Consider the following 13,784-nt stretch of genomic DNA (forward strand, 5'->3'; position numbering starts at 1 on the left):
GCATTGTTTGCCGATGAAGTATGACTTGGTTTTGGAACGCTGCTGACGGCACGTGTGTATCAATCTGTCGCAAAGTGCGGCTTTGTTACGTTTCGCGACAAATTTTCTCGGCAGCGATCCTTTCATCGCTTAGTTACAAAAGATGACAAACTCTCCGCACATACTTCTGGTCGACGACAGCGCCGAAATTCGCAAAGCGGTTGCGCGATACCTGGAAAAGAATGACATGCGCGTGACGACGGCGGTCGACGCTTCCCAGATGGATAGTCTACTCAAGATTGGCCGCTATGACCTTATTGTCCTTGACGTGATGATGCCGGGCGAAGACGGGATATCGGTCTGTCGTCGTCTGTCCACCAAAGGGCTGGCCCCCATCCTCATGTTGACAGCGCTTGGCGAGGAAATGGACCGCATCATCGGCCTCGAAGTCGGTGCGGATGACTATTTGCCCAAGCCCTTCAATCCTCGCGAGCTACTGGCGCGGATAAAGGCAATTCTGCGCCGCGCGCAGAAACCGGAAGCACTTGCCGGGAGTCTTACGGGGAGCAGGGTTAGGTTCGCGGACTGGACGCTCGAAACCGATACGCGCCGCCTTTTCGCAGAGGACGGCCGCGAGGACGTACTGACGACATCAGAGTTCAAACTTCTTACGATCCTGCTCGAACGCCCGCGTATCGTGATTAGCCGAGAACAGCTTTTAGACCTGGCAGTCGGACGAACACCGGCCGCTTTCGACCGGACAATTGACAACCAGATCAGCCGCCTCAGGCGGAAGATCGAGTACAACCCGGGTCGTCCGAAGATCATCACAACGGTTCGAAACGGGGGCTATTGCCTTGCAACGGATGTCGAGGTGCAGCAGTGATCCGCAAGCGTCTGGATAGTTTACGCGTCCAGCTTCTGTTGCTCATCATTGGTAGCCTCGCCGTGGCTCAGGCGATTAGCATTTGGCTGTTTGTGGACGAGCGCAGTCTCGCGATACGTGCTGCAATAGGAGCCGAGGCGGCTGGGCGCGCGGCGAATGTGGCCATGCTACTAGAACAGGCCCCAACGGACTTGCGAGCCTCGATTCTTCGCGCCGCAGATTCGCCGCTGGCACGGTTTCGGACCGACCCGCAGGCGGCTGTGGATCATCTTGATCACCGCGCGGGAGGAGCTGTCGAAGCGCGCGTCAGGTCATTGTTCGGCGCTGAAGACAGTCGCGAAATCCGAGTAGAATTGCATGAGGTTGAGCGCGCATTCCCGCCAATGAGGTCAGTGCCGCCGGAGATGGCCGCAGAGCACAAGCAGATGATGCATGACAAGATCTCGGGGCTTGAATTGACACTGTCTATCGCGCTTGAAGATGGCACATGGCTGAATGTCGATACGCGCTTTCAGCGACCGCCGCTACAGTGGCCAATCTTTTCTGCGGTGAGCTTTGGTTTCACGGCGGCGTTCCTGATTGGTGTTGCTTTTTGGTACTTGCTTGCTCGCCTGACCTGGCCGTTAAGGCGCTTGGCGCAAGCCGCAGACAGGCTTGGCAGGGGAGAGGAAAACAAGCCACTCCCAGTCGCGGGACCAAGCGAAGTCAGAGAACTGACGGATACCTTCAATCACATGCAGGAGAGACTGGTGCGCACGGTCGCTGACAAGACGCGTATAATGGCCGCTCTGGGTCACGATTTGCGTTCGCCACTGACCGCTTTGCGGGTTCACGCAGAGATGGTGGATGAGGAAGAGACGCGTGACGCCTTGGTGAAATCCATCGAGGAAATGCAGGATATGGTCGAGCGCACACTGGCTTTTGCTCGAGGCATGGCAATAAGTGAACCTCCTGAAACAATAGAATTGGGGGAATTTCTCACTGAGCTGAAGTGTGACATGCTCAACGCATTCCGACTCGAAACGGACACACCGCTTCGGGTGAGGCTTCGGCCTCAATCCATGCGCCGAGCTTTGCGGAACGTCATAGAAAATGCAGTACGTTACGGCGACGATGTCGAGGTCACGTATAGCCGCGAGTATGACAGGGCATCGATCTGGGTTCGTGATCATGGTCCCGGCATCCCGGAGACGCAGCTAGAAGAGGTTTTCGAACCATTTTTTCGGGTCGAGACGTCACGCTCACGCGAGACGGGTGGCACCGGTCTCGGCCTGTCAATCGCACGCACCATCCTGCGCTCGCATGGCGGCGATATAATTTTGCAGAACCACCCGGACGGCGGGCTTCTTGCGCGACTCGATTTGCCGTTTTCACAAAGTTCCAACCAGCAAGAAAAGACAATATCATGAATGCCTATTTGACGGTCAAATCCAGCGTAATCGCTCTGTTTGCGGGCACAGTCTCGGCCCTCGCGGATCCAGGCGGCATTGCTGATAACACTTTTGGACACATGATGTGGGGAGATGGTCATGGTTGGTTGGGAGGTTTCGGCATGATCCTTTTCTGGGGGGTGATTATCGCGGTTACCGTATTCTTCTTCCGTATGCTCACCAGCAACCGTTTGGGCGAAACTCGCGATGCGATGGAGATCCTCAAGGAACGCTATGCACGCGGTGAGATCGACGAAGATGGACCTGTCACGCTTTCGTGCCGCTCCGATTGCTCACTTATGCAGCCTTTGCTTCGAAGGCCAAGGGGCTTTTCCAGCCCAATGCTGAGTGCCTTCGAGGCGGATTGTAGAAGCCGTTGATGTATTCGAAGATGGCCATCTCAGCATCGCGACGTGTCCGCCAAGACCGCTGCCACAGCAGTTCCGCCTTGATGGTCTTGAAAAAGGTTTCGACGGCAGCGTTGTCGTAGCAGTTCCCGGTCCCACTCATAGATGCCTTGAAGCCGTCCTGGCGCAGGATTTTCTGGTAGTCGTGAGAGCAGTATTGGCAGCCGCGATCCGTATGGTGGATGCAGCCCTTGTGTGGCCGCCGCATCGCAATCGCCATGTTCAGTGCCCGGATCGCCAGATCGCGTTTCATCCGGCTGCTGACGGCCCTACCAATGACACGTCGAGAATGCAGGTCGAGGATGACAGCCAGATAGAGCCACCCCTCCTGCGTCCAGACATAGCTGATGTCGCCCGCCCATTTCTGGTTGGGGCGATCCGCATAGAAGTCCCGGTTCAGCAGGTTCGGCGTGATGTTGAAGCTGTGATTGCTGTCGGTCGTAGCCTTGAACTTCTTGTTCCTCTTCACCGTAATGCGGTTCTGTCGCATCAAACGGCCAATGCGGCGATGCCCGACATCAAACCCCAGCTCCTTCAGCTCTTCGGTCATGCGGGGCCTGCCGTAGCTGCCCAGAGACAAGCGGAACTGTTCGCGGATGTGGGCGAGCAACACCATGTCGGTGCGTTGCTGCCGACTGGCAGGGCGGGACAGCCAGGCGCGGTAGCCTCGCGGGCTGACGTCCATAATCTCACACAAGCGGTTCACCGGGATGTCGTTTCGGTGTTCTTCAACGAAGGCAAACCTCATTTGCTTCTCTCCGCAAAGAACACCGTGGCCTTTTTTAACACCTCCCTCTCCTCCCGGAGCATGCGGTTCTCTTTCCGCAGCTCCGTGATCTCGCGTTCGAGATCAGACTGGACCGTTGGTTTCTCTGGATTGCGCCGATCCTTCTGAATCCAGCGGCTCAACGTGGAGAAGCCTACGCCAAAATCGGCGGCCACTTGTTTACGCGGCAGTCCGCTGGTCAAAGCTATCCCCACTGCCTCGGCGCGGAATTCCGGGGTTGGTTTTTTGTGCCATGATGTCTCTCCTTTGTGGCAAATTACCAAGTCAAAGGAGCGGAACAATTCCGGGACAGGTCCAAGATGAGTTTCGGCGCCGCAAGCAAGAACTCCAAGGCTAAGCCATCATGCCCTTTCCCGCTTCGCCGAAATGACCTCCCAGACATCATGCCAAAGGCGCGAGTATGAACGTGTTGCTCGAGAAACCAACAGATACGCGACCTGCCACAGCATAAAACAAAACCGGCGCAAGTGTGACCGCACAGCAGACTCATATCCCAAAGTTCATCATGTTACTTGAATTGGAAAGCTCTACTCGTGATTTGGCCATTTTCATAATGTCGAGACCCCGTAATTCGAAACCCTGCTAAAGGCTTATCCTGCAGGGAGGTGAGCGATACAAACCGTTACGTATTTCACGGAGTTTTCATCCCGACCATTCTTGATCTTCCAGTGCGGGAAGGCGGTTCAAGAGTCCCATTCAAGGATCGAATGCGCGGAGACGGACGATGGAAGACAAGACCCCCAGGGCAATAAGACGCCGAGGCTTTCTATTCTTTTCGGTTGGAGGGCTCGTTGCTCTTGCGGCACCATCGGTGTTGCGTGCCCAAGAGTTCGGACTCAGTTCGCCGGAATATTTCGTCATTCCGGTTGCATCGCTGGCAGGATCACTTTGACGCGCTCGGCAAAGGAATTCTGCTTTCCGATACCAACACCAGAGTTCTTCAGCACTGGACCGCGGATGGGGAGATGCGCATCTACCCCACATCGGTTCCTAAGGGCGACGAACTCACGCGGCGTGGCTATAGCGAATCGTCTACAAGGACGATGCGCCGGATTTGGTGCCCACCCCGTCGATGCGCGAGCGCGATCCGTCTTTGCCGGCATATGTCGCCCCCGGCCCCGAGAACCCGCTGGGCGTGCGCGCCATGCATCTGACCTGGCAGTACTACCGCATCCATGGGACCGGCGACACGCGCAAGATCGGTCGCAAATCCTCCAGCGGCTGCATCGGTCTCCACAACGAAGATATCATCGAAGTGTTCGACAGGACTCCAATCGGCACCCAAGTCAAACTTATCTGAAGTAAGGATCAAATGAACAAGACAGTTCTAGCCATTCTGGCCTTCTTCGTGTTGGGCGGCGCGGTAGTCTACTGGAAAATCGCGCAGCAACCCCAGCAGGGGATGGGCCATTCGATGGTACCTCCCGACACCAGTGATCTGGAATCGGGCGCCCCCATGGTCGAAGTTTCGCTGCCGGCGGAGCTTTCGGACCAGGCGCAGATGGGCAAGCGGGCCTACGAGGCGACATGTGCGGAATGTCACGGCAAGAACGCCGCAGGCCAGAACGGGGTCGCACCACCACTCGTGCACAAGATCTACGAACCGAACCACCATTCCGACATGGCGTTCGTGATGGCCGCGAAAAACGGTGTGCGCGCGCATCACTGGAAATTCGGAAACATGCCACCGGTCGAAGGTTTGACCGATGGCGACGTCAAGTTGATCGCACGCTATGTACGTGAATTGCAAAGGGAGAACGGGATCAACTGAGCCTTGGGCAGGTTCCGGGTGCCCACTCTCACTATCCGGCCTGATCTTCCGATTTTCAGATCTGATTGCCGGCGCCATAATTGCCGCGATTGAAACACAGGATTCTCCATGCCGACGCGACGCGATTTTCTCATGCAGGGGGCGGCTATCACCGCGGCGCTTGCCCTTCCAAAGCGGCTTTATGCCGCAACGTCAGAGTTTCAATCCCTGGACGCCCGCACGGCCAGCGTTCAATTGGCGCCGGAAGGCTATCCCAAGACCGAAATCTGGGGCTATGGCGGCGCGATGCCCGGCCCTCAAATGCGTCTTCAGCAGGGTGCGCGGCTGCAACGCCGCTTCATGAACGCACTGCCCCAGGCAAGCACGGTGCATTGGCACGGGGTTCGCATAGACAATGCGATGGATGGTGTTGCCGGGCTGACCCAGCCCGCGGTCGAGCCGGGGCAGAGCTTTGATTATGATTTCATCGCGCCGGATGCCGGAACCTACTGGTATCACGCTCATAACCGCTCGACCGAACAGGTGGCGCGCGGGCTCTATGGCGCGTTGATCGTCGAGGAATCCGAGCCGCCGGACCTGGATCGGGAAGAGGTACTGATCCTTGATGACTGGCTGCTCGACCCCGAAATGGCGCAGATCGTCCCGGACTTCACCTCGCGCCATGACCGCGGCCATGCCGGGCGGCGCGGCAATTTCATCGCCACCAACGGCCGGCACGACCTTTCCCTGGAGGTGCGCCAACACGAACGTCTGCGCCTGCGCCTCGTCAACGCGGCCAACGCCAGGATTTTCGTGCTGTCGCTTCATGGCATGGAGGGCTGGACGGTTGCACTGGACGGCATGCCACTGCCCCGGCCCGAGCCGCTCGCTGAGGCGCTGATCCTCGGCCCCGGTCAGCGGGCCGATCTGATCGTCGACGTGACCGCCGCGCCCGAGGAAACCGCCCATCTCGTTCGCCTCGACGATCAGGAGGCGGCCTCGCAGGTGGCTTTCACCGTGACTGGAAAGGCCTCGACCACGCTCCCGGGATGCACCGGACGCGCTGCGACCCAATCCGGGGATGGAGGTGATCGGCCTCGATGACGCCAGGACCGTGCGGCTCGACATGCAGGGCGGCGCAATGGGCACGCTCGACAGCGCGTTTCTGAATGGCGAGAAGAAAAGCTTTCGCGAGTTGGTGGTCGCCAACCAGTTCTGGTCGTTCAATGGAACGATCGGCATGACCGATGCGCCGCTCGTAGATGTCGCGAAGGGCGAAACGGTCAAGCTGCAGATCTACAACGACACGTCCTTTCCCCACGCGATGCACCTGCATGGGCTGCATTTCCGCGAGATCGGCGAGGATGGCGGGCTCGGTCCCTTGCGCGACACGATCCTGATGTTCGGCGGCCAGACCCACACGATCGGTTTCGTGGCCGACAATCCCGGCGACTGGCTGTTTCACTGCCACATGCTCAGCCACGCGGCCTCGGGCATGATGACCTGGATGAAGGTGACATGATGCGACGTTGGCTGATCCTCTTTCTGCTCATGGCCGGCGCGGCTGGAGTCGGCGCCTGGATGATGGCGGGAGGGACATCCGGCACCTCCGCCACGCCGGAACCGCCGCAGTCTGTCGATCTCGCCGAGGGCGCAGAATTCTATCAGGAGTATTGCGCCTCTTGCCACGGCGCCGATCTCGAGGGACAGGCCGGATGGCGCTCGGCCGGAGAGGATGGCATCCTGCCCGCACCCCCGCATGACGAAACCGGTCACACCTGGCATCATCCTGATAGTATTCTGTTCGACTATACCAAGCTCGGCGGAAAGAAGACCCTCGCGAAGCAGGGTGTGGATTTCCAAAGCGGCATGCCCGGTTTTGGCAATGAGCTGACCGATGCGCAGATCTGGAACATCCTCGCCTTCATCAAATCCACATGGCCCGACCGTCAGCGGGAGGTCCAGGCCGCCCGCAGCGAAGCGGAACAGCAAAAAAGAGGAGACTGAAAATGAAATCGCTTCGACTGGCAGTGCTCGCCATTAGCATCCTGTTGCCGCTTTCCGCGTTCGCACAGGAGCTGAGCGAGGAACGCGTCAAGGAACTGGCCTTGGAAGCGATTCTGGAAAACCCCCAGATCATCATGGAAGCGGTGCAGCTTCTCGAACAGCAGGAAGCGACCGCGCAGGCAGAGGCCACGACCGACGTGCTCAAGGAACAACGCCAGCTCTTGGAACAGGATCCGAACGCACCGGTGCTGGGCAATCCTGACGGGGACGTCACTGTTGTGGAGTTTTTCGACTACAACTGTCCCTATTGCCGCAGGGCCATGTCGGAGGTTGAAGGTTTGATCGAGGCGGACCTGAATGTGCGGTTCGTCTTTCGCGAATGGCCGATACTCGGCGACGGGTCGGTCTTTGCGGCGAAGGCGGCCTTGGCGGCACGCAATCAGAACAAGTATGAGGAATTCCACTGGGCGTTGATGGGCATGGCGGAACGTGCGCAAGAGGCGTCTGTCCTGCGGATCGCCGAAGAAATCGGCCTTGACGTGGACCAGCTGCGTTCGGACATGGAGGCGCCGGAAGTCCAGGCGCACATCGACGAATCGATGCGGCTGGCGCAGGCGTTGGGTTTCAACGGCACACCGTCCTTCGTGATCGGCGACAACCTGGTTCCCGGTTTGATCGAACAAGACCAACTGGAAGCCTTGGTCGATGAGGCCCGCGAAAGGGAATGAACCTCATGCGACGATGGAGAACTGGCGCCAGAATTGCCCGGCACCGGTGATCTTCAGGTCGTCGAAGCAGCCGTGACACCGTAACCGGCATTTCGGATCGCCTCCGTCAGGACGTGCTCGTTCAGCACGCTATCAACCTCGACTTGCCGCGTACCCGTATCGCAGGTCACGGACGATGTTGGGTCTATCGCCTTGATCGCCTTTTCGATCGTTGCGGTGCAATGGCCGCAACTCATATCCGGAACCTTGAAGCTGCGCATATCTGTTTTCTCCAGTTCTCGGCATTAGATGCCTGCTTCCTGCATGGGAAGGTCAAGGGCGAAAAAATATCCCGACATTGTTGACCTTCCAGCGGGGGGAAGCCTTAGATATCTTTCAGTAGATGAAGGAGACGTTCATGCCGGGCTCAAGAGATTTGCGTTTTTCTGTTCAAAACATGTCTTGCGCGTCCTGCGTCGGTCGGGTCGAGCGTGCGCTTTTAGCATTACCCGGGGTCGACGAGGTGAACGTGAACCTCGCCGCCGAAACGGCGCAGGCCCGGATCAACTCGGATGCCCGGATCCCCGAGGTGATCGGGGCGCTGGAGCATGCCGGCTATCCCGCCCGAACGCAAACGGCGCGCCTGAACGTCTCTTCCATGTCCTGCGCCTCCTGCGTTGGTCGCGTCGACAAGGCGCTCGCGGCAGTGGCAGGGGTGAGCGGGGTCAATGTCAACCTCGCGTCAGAAACCGCGACCGTCACCTATGTCGAGGGCGCGACCGACCCGGTCGAACTTCTGAAGGCCGCCGAGGCGGCGGGCTATTCGGCCGAATTGGCCGACGACGGCACTGCGGAGGATCGCGGCGCGCGCAAGGAAGGCGAGGCCCGTGCGCTCGCCCGCCGGACCGCTTTCGCAGCGGCGCTGGCCTTGCCCGTGTTCCTGCTTGAGATGGGGGCGCATCTCGTGCCGGGCATGCACGAGATGATCGGCCGCACGATCGGCCATCAGGCCAGCTGGATGATCCAGTTCGTGCTGACGACCATCGTGCTTTTCTGGCCCGGTCTCCAATTTTACACCAAGGGGTTCCCCGCTCTGGTGAAAGGCGCGCCCGACATGAACAGCCTTGTCGCGGTGGGGACCGGGGCCGCGTATGTCTATTCTATCACCGCGCTTTTCGCGCCGTCCGTGCTGCCCGAGGCGGCTCGCGCCGTTTACTTCGAGGCTGCTGCGGTCATTGTGGTGCTGATCCTGCTGGGCCGCTGGATGGAAGCGCGCGCCAAGGGGCGTACAGGGGCCGCGATCCAGAAGCTGTTGGGCCTTCAGGCCCGCACGGCGCGGGTTCTGGTGGACGGCGAGGCGCAGGACGTGGCCATTGAGCGCATCCGCGTGGGCGACACCCTCGTCGTGCGGCCGGGTGAGCGCATCGCGGTGGATGGCGAAGTGACGCAAGGCCGCGCGCATGTCGACGAGAGCATGATCACCGGTGAGCCGGTCCCCGTGGTCAAGGCTGAGGGCGATCCGGTGACCGGCGGCACCGTCAACGGTACGGGCAGTTTCCGGTTCCGCGCGACCCGCGTGGGGGCGGACACAACGCTGGCGCAGATCATCCGCATGGTCGAGCAAGCCCAGGGCGCCAAGCTGCCGATCCAGGGCATGGTGGACCGGATCACGCTCTGGTTCGTGCCGGCGGTCATGGCTTTGGCGGCCTTGGCTGTGCTGGTCTGGCTGCTGTTGGGGCCGTCGCCTGCGCTGTCTTACGCTCTGGTGGCGGGCGTGTCGGTGCTGATCATCGCCTGCCCCTGCGCGATGGGGCTGGCCACGCCCACTTCGATCATGGTCGGCACCGGGCGCGCCGCAGAAATGGGCGTGCTCTTCCGCAAGGGCGACGCTTTGCAACAGCTGACTGGCGTGGACATGGTCGCGCTCGACAAGACCGGCACCGTGACCGAGGGCCGCCCCGAACTAACCGACCTCGTTCTGGCCGACGGATTTGAGCGGGCCGAGGTTCTGGCGCTAGTCGCGGCTGTCGAGGCGCAGTCCGAACATCCCATTGCCGAGGCGATCATGCGCGCGGCTCAGGCCGAGGGCGCGGCACGGCGTGACGTCGAAAGCTGCGACTCGATCACCGGCTACGGCGTGCGCGCCAAGGTCGCGGGGCACGACGTGCTTGTCGGCGCGGATCGCCTGATGACCCGCGAGGAACTGAGCATCGAGGCGCTGGCCGATACCGAGCGCCGGCTCGCGGAGCAGGGCCGGACGGCCCTTTTCGCGGCCGTGGATGGAAAGGTCGCGGCGGTCATCGGCGTGGCCGACCCGGTGAAGCCCGCCAGCGCCGCCGCCATCGAGGCGCTGCATGGTCTCGGGCTGAAGGTCGCGATGATCACCGGCGACAAGCGCGAAACGGCCGAGGCCATCGCGCGGGAGATCGACATCGACCACGTGATCGCGGGCGTCCTGCCCGATGGCAAGGTGGCGGCGCTGGATGAACTGCGGCAAGGCGGCCAACAGATCGCCTTCGTTGGGGACGGCATCAACGACGCGCCCGCGCTGGCGCATGCGGATGTAGGCATCGCCATTGGCACCGGCACCGATGTTGCCATCGAATCTGCCGATGTCGTGCTGATGTCGGGTGATTTGCGCGGCGTAGTGAACGCGCTCAATGTGTCCGGGCGGACCATGCGCAACATCCGCCAGAACCTGTTCTGGGCCTTCGGCTACAATGTCGCGCTGATCCCGGTGGCGGCAGGTGTGCTCTACCCGGCCTTCGGGCTTTTGCTGTCGCCGGTGCTGGCCGCCGGGGCAATGGCGCTGAGCTCGGTCTTCGTACTGACGAACGCGCTGCGCTTGCGCCGGATCCGCCCGGCCATGGATGAAGCCAGCAGCTTGAAATCTGAAGGGGCGAATTCTCTTTCCCCTGCCCCTGTCGCCGCTCAATAAGGAGGATCATGGAATGAATATCGGAGATGTCGCCGACCTTTCCGGGCTGCCCGCCAAGACGATCCGCTATTACGAAGATATCGGACTGGTCAAGCCCTTGCGCAGTTCGAACGGTTATCGCACGTTCCGTGAAAGTGACGCGCACAAGCTGGCGTTTCTGGGACGCGCCCGTGCGCTCGGTTTCACAATTGAAGATTGCCGTAATCTTCTTGCGCTCTACGAAGACGAAAAACGTGCCAGCGCCGAGGTGAAGGAGATCGCCAAGCAACATCTTGAGCGAATCGACGGCAAGATCGCCGAGTTAAAGGAAATGCGAGCGACACTCGCGCATCTCGTCGAGGAGTGTGCCGGAGATCATCGCCCGGACTGCCCGATCCTGGCCGATCTGGCCATGAAACGGCGCGACGAGGACGACCGGCGCAAATCAACTTAGTTGGGTCCGAAGACGTGGTTTGGGCCATCCTTCTGGTTGTCGTTCTATTCGGGTCGAGCGGGCTGGTGCACGTCCGTGCGATGACCCTTGTGATGAACCGGGCGCGTGGGACGCCGTCCACACAGTCCGCACGTCTCCTTTTTGCTCTTTATACGCTTGCGCTTGCCCACATCATTGAAGCCGGACTTTATGCCCTCGGCTTCAGTTTCGGTGAACTCATCGGTATCGGCGGCTTTGAACAGGAGAACATCGACACGTTTATGGACGTTTTCTACTTTTCCCTGGTCAACTATTCGTCCCTCGGCCTCGGCGATATCTATCCCACGGACCATCTGCGTTTTCTGGCCGGTGCCGAGGCCCTGAATGGCTTTCTCCTAATTAGTTGCTCGGCCTCCACCATCTTTCTCGTGGTTACGAGAGGGAAGGACTAGAAGCCTCAGATGACTTAAAGCTTTTCGATCAAAGTTTGAATCGGAGGGATTCCCCTGAGGTCGGATTTGTGATTCACCCTTTGTGGGAGGATCAGGACCATGCCAGCACCGTTGCCAAAGGAACTCCGAGATCGTTTCTTGCGATTGATCGAAGAAGGGCTGTCAGGCAGGGAGGCGTCACGCCGTCTTCAGGTTTCTGCGGCAACTGGCGCACGCTGGAGGCGGCAAATACATGCCTCCGGCGCGGTCCACATTGCGCGGATGGGGCGTCCACGTGGCGGCGGAAAGTTGGCGCCCCATGTTGAGTTCTTCCGAGAGTTGGTGGCGCAAGACCCTGACATAACCCTGTTCGAGCTGCGCGATGCGCTTGCCGATGCCGAGGGGATCACGGTTCATCATTCAGCCGTTGCCAGTTTGCTGAAGCGCCTTGGCTTCACGCACAAAAAAAGTCGCTGGTGGCCACCGAACGCCGCCGCGCCAAGGTAAGACGCCGGCGCGACGACTGGGCCGCCTATCGTTCTCCGGCCATCACCCGTATGCCAGACCACGTGGTTTTCATTGACGAAACAGCGGTGAAGACGAACCTCACCCGGCTCCGAGGCTGGGCACCCCAAGGGGAACGCCTGACCATGGACGCGCCTTTTGGAAATTGGGGAACACAAACATTGATCGCGGGGCTGACCAGCGACGCGCTGATCGCGCCATGGGTCATCAGGGGCGCAATGGACGGTCCGGCCTTCGCTGCCTACATCCGAGAAGTCCTCGTCAAGGAAATCGCACCCGGCACCGTGGTCATCCTCGACAACCTGGCCACACATCGCAACAAAGAGGCGGCACAAGCCCTGCGCGACCATGGCTGCTGGTTTCTATACCTGCCGCCATACTCGCCCGACTTGAATCCCATAGAACAAGCCTTCTTGAAACTGAAAGCCCACTTGCGACGGATCGGAGCAAGAACCTTCACCGAACTCTTCGAGGCGATCCGAGAAATCTGCGATCTCTACGACCCAGAAGAGTGCTGGAACTACTTCAAGGCCGCCGGATATGTCTCAAACTAATCTCGAAACGCTTTAATGCCCGGAAAATCTGGAACCCTCCAGCGCTGGATGGTTGTTGTTGCTATGTCCGCGACGACAGTGAAAGCAGAAGGAGTACAACATGTCATATTGGAGATTTGCAGCCATGATTGCGACCTCCACGGTTGTAATGTTCGGACTTATGTATTTGAATACTTACCTCATTTCCCACGTTTTCTGGTCCGAAACCCGGGCTTACATGGCACTGCTGATGGGCGCGACGATGGCGTTCATTATGCTGGCCTTCATGCTCTCGATGTATTCACGCAAGGCGATCAATACGGCGATTTTCGCGGGAGCTGCCATCGCTTTCGCCGGGTCGCTCTGGCTCGTGCGCAGCCAGGCGACGGTTGGCGATACCAGTTTCATGCGCGCGATGATCCCGCACCATTCGATCGCGATCATGACGTCGAGCAGGGCCAACATCTCCGATCCCCGGGTGCGCAAGCTGGCGGACGAGATTATCTATGCGCAGGACAAGGAAATCGCTGAAATGCGCTATCTCATCAACGAGATGGAGGCCTCGGGTGACGTATCCGAGCCTGAGAAACCCGTGAGCCCTCGCATCGTGAACCTCGACGAAGCCCTTTCTACCGCGAACATAGCCGTGCTCGATCCCGGTTTCCTGACCGAGGAGGAGATCGCTCAGCTTCTGCCCAATGGCGCGGCCTGCACCTTCAACTACACCACTGGCAGTCCGGCTTCTCTGGCACTTGGCGAAGTGAATGGTGAGGCCGTCGGGCTGGTCAAGCTGAGCGGCGACCTCGTGCGGATCGACCAAGGTGCGGCCGGGGAACTAGGCACCGAGGGTCTGGCGATCCTTCTCACCGCCGCCGAGGACGGAGCGGCGCTTGACTCGGTGGGCAGCAAGCCGGTCGAGGCGACGATGACGCTGGAGCTCGACGCCGGTCTCTACGCCGGCTACCGCGGCTTCTACAGCTGCGGGGGCTGAC

15 protein-coding genes and 1 pseudogene are annotated in these 13,784 nt (G+C 59.8%); 14 read left to right on the forward strand and 2 right to left on the reverse strand.

Annotated elements, in window-relative coordinates; all coding sequences use genetic code 11:
* Positions 1-142 precede the first annotated feature (142 nt).
* Genes FIU89_RS21480 through FIU89_RS22710 form a run of 3 tightly spaced genes read left to right on the forward strand, consistent with a single transcriptional unit; the run spans position 143 to position 2,675 of the window.
* Complete coding sequence (locus FIU89_RS21480) at positions 143-865, forward strand: response regulator (protein WP_057796891.1); 723 nt, start codon at positions 143-145, stop codon at positions 863-865.
* Positions 862-2,274 carry an ATP-binding protein gene (locus FIU89_RS21485; protein ID WP_057796890.1) on the forward strand — a complete coding sequence of 471 codons (1,413 nt, stop codon included), beginning with the start codon at positions 862-864 and terminating at the stop codon, positions 2,272-2,274. The genes FIU89_RS21480 and FIU89_RS21485 overlap by 4 nt, the downstream gene beginning before the upstream one ends.
* Positions 2,271-2,675: an SHOCT domain-containing protein gene (locus tag FIU89_RS22710; protein ID WP_160321424.1), complete on the forward strand. Its 405-nt coding sequence runs from the start codon at positions 2,271-2,273 to the stop codon at positions 2,673-2,675. Before FIU89_RS21485 ends, FIU89_RS22710 begins: the two co-directional genes overlap by 4 nt.
* On the opposite strand, the gene FIU89_RS21495 is transcribed toward FIU89_RS22710, so the two are convergent.
* Positions 2,593-3,746, reverse strand: a protein-coding gene (locus tag FIU89_RS21495) for an IS3 family transposase (protein ID WP_201455468.1) whose coding sequence is annotated in 2 segments (ribosomal slippage) — positions 2,593-3,479 and positions 3,479-3,746 — 1,155 coding nt in all. Because the reading frame shifts where the segments join, the coding sequence is not laid out codon by codon here. The genes FIU89_RS22710 and FIU89_RS21495 overlap by 83 nt on opposite strands.
* A gap of 467 nt (positions 3,747-4,213) precedes the next feature.
* Here FIU89_RS21495 and FIU89_RS21500 point away from each other — a divergent pair.
* The 6 genes and pseudogenes from FIU89_RS21500 to FIU89_RS21520 all read left to right on the forward strand — a co-directional run bounded on the left by FIU89_RS21500 (position 4,214) and on the right by FIU89_RS21520 (position 7,974).
* Positions 4,214-4,789 (forward strand): annotated as a pseudogene (locus tag FIU89_RS21500) (L,D-transpeptidase).
* Positions 4,790-4,801: 12 nt separating this feature from the next.
* A complete protein-coding gene (locus FIU89_RS21505; protein WP_057796888.1) occupies positions 4,802-5,260 on the forward strand; it encodes a cytochrome c in 459 nt (152 codons plus the stop codon).
* A gap of 108 nt (positions 5,261-5,368) precedes the next feature.
* Positions 5,369-6,343, forward strand: a complete 975-nt coding sequence (locus FIU89_RS21510; protein ID WP_328586707.1) for a multicopper oxidase family protein — start codon at positions 5,369-5,371, stop codon at positions 6,341-6,343.
* Entirely contained in the window at positions 6,327-6,761 is a 435-nt protein-coding gene (locus FIU89_RS22980) for a multicopper oxidase domain-containing protein (RefSeq protein WP_328586706.1), read from the forward strand. Before FIU89_RS21510 ends, FIU89_RS22980 begins: the two co-directional genes overlap by 17 nt.
* 59 nt (positions 6,762-6,820) lie before the next feature.
* Positions 6,821-7,246: a c-type cytochrome gene (locus FIU89_RS21515; protein ID WP_057796903.1), complete on the forward strand. Its 426-nt coding sequence runs from the start codon at positions 6,821-6,823 to the stop codon at positions 7,244-7,246.
* A gap of 2 nt (positions 7,247-7,248) precedes the next feature.
* Complete coding sequence (locus FIU89_RS21520; RefSeq protein WP_057796887.1) at positions 7,249-7,974, forward strand: DsbA family protein; 726 nt, start codon at positions 7,249-7,251, stop codon at positions 7,972-7,974.
* Positions 7,975-8,027: 53 nt separating this feature from the next.
* Here FIU89_RS21520 and FIU89_RS21525 read toward each other — a convergent pair whose 3' ends face one another.
* A complete protein-coding gene (locus FIU89_RS21525; protein WP_057796886.1) occupies positions 8,028-8,234 on the reverse strand; it encodes a heavy-metal-associated domain-containing protein in 207 nt (68 codons plus the stop codon).
* A 137-nt stretch (positions 8,235-8,371) separates the two neighbouring features.
* Here FIU89_RS21525 and FIU89_RS21530 point away from each other — a divergent pair, with 137 nt between their 5' ends.
* The 5 genes from FIU89_RS21530 to FIU89_RS21550 all read left to right on the forward strand — a co-directional run bounded on the left by FIU89_RS21530 (position 8,372) and on the right by FIU89_RS21550 (position 13,783).
* Complete coding sequence (locus FIU89_RS21530) at positions 8,372-10,891, forward strand: heavy metal translocating P-type ATPase (protein WP_172977594.1); 2,520 nt, start codon at positions 8,372-8,374, stop codon at positions 10,889-10,891.
* A 13-nt stretch (positions 10,892-10,904) separates the two neighbouring features.
* Positions 10,905-11,324 carry a Cu(I)-responsive transcriptional regulator gene (gene cueR, locus FIU89_RS21535; protein ID WP_057796884.1) on the forward strand — a complete coding sequence of 140 codons (420 nt, stop codon included), beginning with the start codon at positions 10,905-10,907 and terminating at the stop codon, positions 11,322-11,324.
* 14 nt (positions 11,325-11,338) lie between these two features.
* Complete coding sequence (locus FIU89_RS21540) at positions 11,339-11,755, forward strand: ion channel (protein WP_057796883.1); 417 nt, start codon at positions 11,339-11,341, stop codon at positions 11,753-11,755.
* 99 nt (positions 11,756-11,854) lie between these two features.
* A protein-coding gene (locus FIU89_RS21545; RefSeq protein ID WP_152477317.1) for an IS630 family transposase occupies positions 11,855-12,813 on the forward strand; the annotation gives its coding sequence in 2 pieces (ribosomal slippage) (positions 11,855-12,196 and positions 12,199-12,813; 957 coding nt in all).
* Positions 12,814-12,913: 100 nt separating this feature from the next.
* Positions 12,914-13,783: a DUF305 domain-containing protein gene (locus FIU89_RS21550; protein ID WP_152477318.1), complete on the forward strand. Its 870-nt coding sequence runs from the start codon at positions 12,914-12,916 to the stop codon at positions 13,781-13,783.
* Position 13,784: the final 1 nt, after the last annotated feature.

The organism is Roseovarius sp. THAF27 (assembly GCF_009363655.1).
Taxonomy (GTDB): Bacteria; Pseudomonadota; Alphaproteobacteria; order Rhodobacterales; family Rhodobacteraceae; genus Roseovarius.